The organism is Henriciella sp., from assembly GCF_049649345.1.
Classification (GTDB): domain Bacteria; phylum Pseudomonadota; class Alphaproteobacteria; order Caulobacterales; family Hyphomonadaceae; genus Henriciella.
On the sequence record NZ_JBARZC010000101.1, the window covers coordinates 1 to 5,969 of the forward strand.

6 protein-coding genes are annotated in these 5,969 nt (G+C 60.0%); 2 read left to right on the forward strand and 4 right to left on the reverse strand.

Going from position 1 to position 5,969, the window contains the following annotated elements:
- The 4 genes from WA989_RS02565 to WA989_RS02580 all read right to left on the reverse strand — a co-directional run.
- A partial coding sequence (locus tag WA989_RS02565; RefSeq protein ID WP_424338961.1) for an alpha/beta fold hydrolase occupies positions 1–559 on the reverse strand: 559 nt, incomplete at its 3' end.
- Entirely contained in the window at positions 556–1,122 is a 567-nt protein-coding gene (locus WA989_RS02570; protein WP_424338962.1) for an anthranilate synthase component II, read from the reverse strand. The genes WA989_RS02565 and WA989_RS02570, both read right to left, overlap by 4 nt.
- Positions 1,119–2,549 (reverse strand): anthranilate synthase component I, encoded by a 1,431-nt coding sequence (trpE, locus tag WA989_RS02575; RefSeq protein ID WP_424338963.1) that lies wholly within the window; start codon positions 2,547–2,549, stop codon positions 1,119–1,121. Before trpE ends, WA989_RS02570 begins: the two co-directional genes overlap by 4 nt.
- Positions 2,546–4,450, reverse strand: a complete 1,905-nt coding sequence (locus tag WA989_RS02580) for a SurA N-terminal domain-containing protein (protein ID WP_424338964.1) — start codon at positions 4,448–4,450, stop codon at positions 2,546–2,548. The genes trpE and WA989_RS02580 overlap by 4 nt, the downstream gene beginning before the upstream one ends.
- A gap of 86 nt (positions 4,451–4,536) precedes the next feature.
- On the opposite strand from WA989_RS02580, the gene tpiA reads away from it, so the two are divergent.
- Positions 4,537–5,292: a triose-phosphate isomerase gene (gene tpiA / locus WA989_RS02585; RefSeq protein ID WP_424338965.1), complete on the forward strand. Its 756-nt coding sequence runs from the start codon at positions 4,537–4,539 to the stop codon at positions 5,290–5,292.
- Between the two features lie 66 nt (positions 5,293–5,358).
- Positions 5,359–5,859, forward strand: a complete 501-nt coding sequence (secG, locus tag WA989_RS02590; RefSeq protein WP_424338966.1) for a preprotein translocase subunit SecG — start codon at positions 5,359–5,361, stop codon at positions 5,857–5,859.
- The last annotated feature ends 110 nt before the right edge of the window (positions 5,860–5,969 follow it).

Consider the following 5,969-nt stretch of genomic DNA (forward strand, 5'->3'; position numbering starts at 1 on the left):
CGTCAATGTCATGGCCTGTCTGGTCCACGTATAATGCCCGCGCCCTTTCAAGGACCGGCTCGGTGACGCCTTTCTCGCGTTGCCGGTCCGCCCAACTGACGAGTGGGGGGGCGATCAGAACAAGGCTGTGAAGGTCCGGCGACCCCGAAGCAGCGAGAGTGGCCGCGCGCGCCCCGAAGGAATGCGCGATGATTGTTTCGATTGGACCTTCCGCTTCAAGAACGTCAGCGATGGAGGCGCTCGCGTTTTGCCAATTGCAGGTCTCTGCTTTTGAAGCGCCATGGCCAGGCAGATCCATGAGAAGCACCGGCCGGCCTGTCTGCAGGAAATGCATCGCGAACTGGCGCCAGACGCGATGGCTATCATCCCAGCCATGAATAAACAGGGTCGTTTCCGGTCCGTCTCCGGCCCGCCAGACGGGCGTCGAGCCGGACTTGCCCGGGATATCACGGCGCGTATCGGGCGGCAGAAAGTTCTGCCCGGGCGCAGCGCTCGGCGCGAAAGGGCGCATCTCTGCGAGCAGCGCTCTGGCGGCCTCGGTGATGGCGTCCTCGGTCATGTCAGCTTGAGGAAATTCTCGATCAACTCATGGCCGTACTCGGTCTTGATCGATTCAGGATGAAACTGGACGCCGTAAACCGGACGCGTCTTGTGATGGACGGCCATGATCTCTCCGTCCTCGGTCCAGGCATCGGCCATCAGCGTGTCCGGCAGGCGGTCTGCGGGGATAGCCAGCGAGTGATAGCGCACGACCTGGTAGCGTTCCGGCATCCCGAAAAACAGGCCAGCCTGGGAGGTCCTGATCGAGGAAACCTTCCCGTGGAGAATGGCGCGTGCAGCGGCCACGGGCTCACCCATCGCGTCGCCAATCGACTGATGCCCGAGACATACGCCGAGGATCGGCAAACTGTCCGGTGCTGCCTTGATGAAATCGACACAGATACCGGCTTCACGCGGTGTGCAGGGGCCGGGCGACAGGACAACACCGCTCGGATTGAGTGCCAGGGCTTCCTGGACAGACAGCTCATCATTGCGGATTACATGCGTGCGTGCACCGGCCTGCTCGACATAGTGGACCAGATTCCAGGTGAAGCTGTCATAATTGTCGATGACGAGGATCATTGGTCAAACTCATAGGCGCCGGCGAGCTCGGCTGCGCGTTTCAGGGCGCCTGCTTTGTGCACCGTCTCGTCATATTCGTATTGCGGCTGGCTATCCAGCACGACGCCGCCGCCTGCCTGAATGTGAAGCTGACCGTCCTTCAGCACAGCTGTGCGAAGCGCGATGCAGGTGTCCATATCGCCATTCCAGCCAAAATAGCCGACAGCGCCGCCATAGATGCCGCGGCGGGAAGCCTCCAGCTCGTCGATGATCTGCATGGCCCGGATCTTCGGGGCACCCGAGACGGTGCCTGCCGGAAGCCCAGCGAGGAGCGCGTCAACGCTGTCCAGACCCTCACGAAGATTGCCTTCTACGTGGCTGACAATGTGCATGACGTGGCTGTAGCGCTCGACGATGAACTGCTCGCTGACCTCGACGCTCCCATAAGCTGCGACGCGGCCAACATCATTGCGGCCAAGATCGAGCAGCATGAGGTGTTCGGCGCATTCCTTCTCGTCCGCGAGCAGATCGGCCGCGCGCCGGGCGTCTTCCACCGGGTCGCCGGATCGTGGGCGTGTGCCTGCAATCGGGCGGATCGCGACGCGGCCTTCCCGGACCCTCACAAGGATTTCGGGGCTCGACCCAATAAGGCGCACATCCCCCAGATTCATATGGAACATGAAGGCCGACGGGTTCAGCCGTCTCAGCGCACGGTAGAGACTGATAGACTTGCGCGAATAGGGCGCTGAAAAACGCTGGCTGGGCACGACCTGGAACGTGTCGCCTGCTTTCGCATATTCGATACAGGCGTCGACCATTTCGAAATAGCGGGTCTTCGATGTGTTTGATCTGAAATCGAGTGTGTCTGCTTCGCCCACCCGCGGCGAGAGCGGCGTGAGCTGTTCGAGCGCGCGCTCGACCCGGTCGAGGCGTTCGACCGCGTCGTCTTTCTTGCCGGCTTCGTAGCGGCCGATCAGGAGGAGTTCCTGATAGAGGTGATCGAAAACGAGGACGATGCCCGGGATGACCAGCAGCGCATCCGGCACATTCAAATGGTCGGGCGCGGTAATCGTCACGGGCTCGACGTATTGGATCATGTCATAGCCGATATAGCCGAAAGCGCCTGACGCCATTGGTGGCAAGTCTTTCTCTTCCGTTTCAGCCCGGCCGGCCTCTGCGAAATGACGTAGCGCCTCGACAGGCGTCAGCCCGAGCTCGCGAGCCTCATCAAACGCTGCATTGTCAGCTGTTTCAGCCTTGCCGCCGGAAATGCGGAACCAGCGAAGCGGATCGAGGCCGAGAAAGGAATACCGCCCCAGGCGTTCGCCGCCATGAATCGATTCAAAAAGAAATGACCCGGCTGAATCCGGGTCAAGCTTGAGCATGGCTGATACGGGCGTTTCGAGATCGCCAATCCGCCGCCTGACGATCAGACGGTCGCGGGTCATGAATCCGGGTTTACCCGGTTCTTGTAGCCGGCAAATGCATCTGAATTGATTTTGAGGTCGACACTGCGCTGAATATCGGCGGCAAAGGCATCGAGGAGATCGCCGGCAAGCTGCGCTTGGATCTGTTGCTGCGATATCGGCGCCAGCGCCCGCAATTCTGCCTCGGATGCACGATCGATCGAGACCAGTTGAACGACAGCGACTTCATCCCGGTTCTGTGTCGGCGCCACATAGACATCGCCTTCCTCTTTCAGAGAAAAGGCTCCCGCAATAAATTGCGGCGGAATGGTCTGGCTGTTGCTCGTCTGGCGCGTGAAGCTGGCGTCAGGCGCTGTGACGCTCGCGCCATATTCTTCAGCAGCCTGTTCAAGCGTCTTCTCGCCGCTTTCCAACTCGGCTTTAAGCGCCTGCGCCGCATTAGTGAGCGCCTCATTCTCGCGCTGGGCCAACATCACGGTTCGCAAGTCATCCCGGATTTCGTCCAGCTCCGGCGTGTAAGCCTCGACTACTTCATCAACCCGCAGAATGAGCGCTGTTTCATCCTGGCCAAAACGCGCGGTCTTTCCGCCCTCGGTCAGATCGAAGGTGCGGGTGAGTATTTCCGGATCGCTTCTGAGCATGCCGGGTGCGAGGCCAAGCTCGGTCACGCCTGAGCGGTCAACGGCGGCAAAGCTGAGCACGGGTGTGCCCATTTCGTCTGCAATCTCTTCGAGCGCGGCACCTGTGCCGATCAGATTGTCGAGACGGGTGAGCGAGTCGTAATAGAGGCCGATGGCCTGCTCGCGGGAGAGCTCGTCGACAATGTCGCCGCGCACAGATTCAAACGGTTCGACCTCACCTGGTTCAATCGCTTCGAGCCGGGCTACGGTGAAGAAATTACCGGTCTGCACCGGACCATAGATCCCGCCTGGCTGGGCTGCAGGCCCGAAAACACGATCTGCCAGGTCAGTGTTCGACATGTCGGCGCGGGCGCCGGTTCGTTCGGCGGAATTGGCAATGCCTGTAATCGTGTCAGGGGCAGCGCCGCCGGCAATACGCCCAAGGGCCTGACGTGCGGCCTCCTCGGTCGTGAAGACGAATTCCGTCCATGTGCGCGTGTCTGGCCCGGCATATTGGCGGCCCTTCACGGCCTCATAATAGGCCCTCAAATCGTCTTCAGTGAGATCAGCCTGGTTTAGGAAATCGTCGAGAGTAAGCTGAATGAGGCTAACCCTGCGGCGTTGCGGCTGTGTCAAAGCCTGTTTCTGCTGGTTGTAATACTCCTCGAGCGCCTCATCGGTAATGTCTCCGACGGCCGGCAGCGCAGATCTGGGCAATACAAACCACGCGATTGAGCGCAGTTCGCCATTGAAGGCGGCCTGAAGGGAGGAGATGGCCAATGGGGCCTGAAGCCCTGCCTGCGTCGCGCCAGTCAGGCGCGATATCGTCATGTCACGCTTGAGGTAGGATTCGAACATCGGCACCGAGAAGCCGTTGGTTTGAAGCAGTTGCTGAAAGCGGACCGGATCAAAAGAGCCTGTATCGCCCTGGAAGGTCGTGTCGCTGCGGATAATGTCCAGCACTGCATCATCGGTCGCAACGGCGCCCAGGCGATCGGCATACGCCATCAAAGCGGTGCGAAAGAGCTCTCTCTGGTAAACCTGATCCACAATGCCGCGCTCGACGGCCTGCGCCTTGCTAATGGCTCGCCCGCGCTCATCGGTGGCTGCTCTCAGCTCGCGTTCGATTTCCTGGTCGAGCTGCGCTTCGGTCAGCCTGGTATCGCCGGCGGCGGCAAAATTGCTGCCGATACCGCCGGAAAACACGTCGGTCACACCCCATGCGCCCATGGCGACAATCAGGAGTACGAAAAGCAAGCCAGCCGCTTTGGTGCGGAGCATGTTTCTGAATAGCGTCAGCATGTGTGGTTGCCTTCACCTTTGTCTTGTCTCGATCCGAACTGCTTGCTAGGCGAGGCCGCCATGAGTTGCAAGATGGGGAACACCGTATGATCAGGCCACTGATTGCCGGAAACTGGAAGATGAACGGACTTCGCGCCTCGCTGGAAACCGCGCGCGAGGTTGAAAGGGGTCTTTCAGAGTTTGCGGACAAGGCTGATTGCCTGTTGTGCCCACCGGCCACCTTGTTGAAGGAAATGAGCCAACTCGCAAGCTCGGGGCGGCTGGCCGTCGGAGGCCAGGATTGTCACCCGGCAGACGCTGGCGCGCACACCGGCGATGTCTCGGCCGCAATGATCGCCGATGCGGGAGGCGCTTATGTCATTTTGGGCCATTCTGAGCGCCGGTCCGATCACGCAGAAACGAGCGAGATGGTTTGCCAGAAAGCGAGTGCTGCCTTCCGGGCTGGCCTGACGCCGATTGTCTGTGTCGGAGAAACGCTCGCTGAGCGCGAGCAGGAACAGACGCTGGAGATTGTCGGTGCACAACTTCGCGGTTCGGTGCCGGACGAAGGATCTGACACGCTTTTCATTGTTGCCTATGAACCTGTCTGGGCAATCGGAACAGGGAAGGTTGCGACGCCCGAACAGGTGGAGGCGGTGCACACATTCATTCGGAACGAGCTTACGAAGCGCTTCGGTAACCAAGGCGCCGCGACACCCATTCTCTATGGCGGCTCCATGAAGCCCGGCAATGCCGCCGAGCTTCTTTCAGTGACTGACGTCAATGGCGGTCTGATCGGCGGCGCAAGCTTGAAAGCAGAAGACTTCCTCGCCATTTACTCGGCTTGTATCGACCTGTTGTGAGATAGGGGGCTTGGCGCGGCGCGCTGAAACCCTTATCCGGCGGCAAAGAATTCTGAAGAGAAATCCATGACAGTTATCCTCGTCATCCACATCCTGGTCAGCCTCGTGCTTGTCGGCGTCGTATTGATGCAGCGTTCCGAAGGCGGCGCTCTCGGCATTGGCGGTGGCGGTGGCGGCGGCGGTCTTATGTCAGGCCGTGGCGCAGCTGGAGCGCTGGTCCGCACGACGATAATTTTTGGCGGAATCTTTTTTGTCACCAGCCTCGTTCTTACAACAATCGCCACCCGGCACCTCGGTGACACACGCACCGAGATTGAGCGGCAACTGGATGAAGAGTTCAATACAACACCAGGCGGCGATCCGCTTGACGTAATCAATGACCCGACCGCACCGCTTCTGGATGATAGCTCTGCGCTCGATCCGGCACCGGCGCCAAGCGAAGATCCACTGGCAGCCGATCCCGCCGTTGCTGATCCTCTGGCTACCGAGCAACCACCGGAAGAGCCGGCATCAGACAGCGCCGACGCGCCATCTGAAGAAGCTGTGGATGAAGGCCAGCCACAATAATTTCCAGTGCTTTGCCCATTAGGCGGCACGCAGCGAATCGGGCAAACTGACTTCCCATGATCCGCTATATTTTCATTACAGGCGGCGTGGTTTCCTCGCTGGGAAAAGGC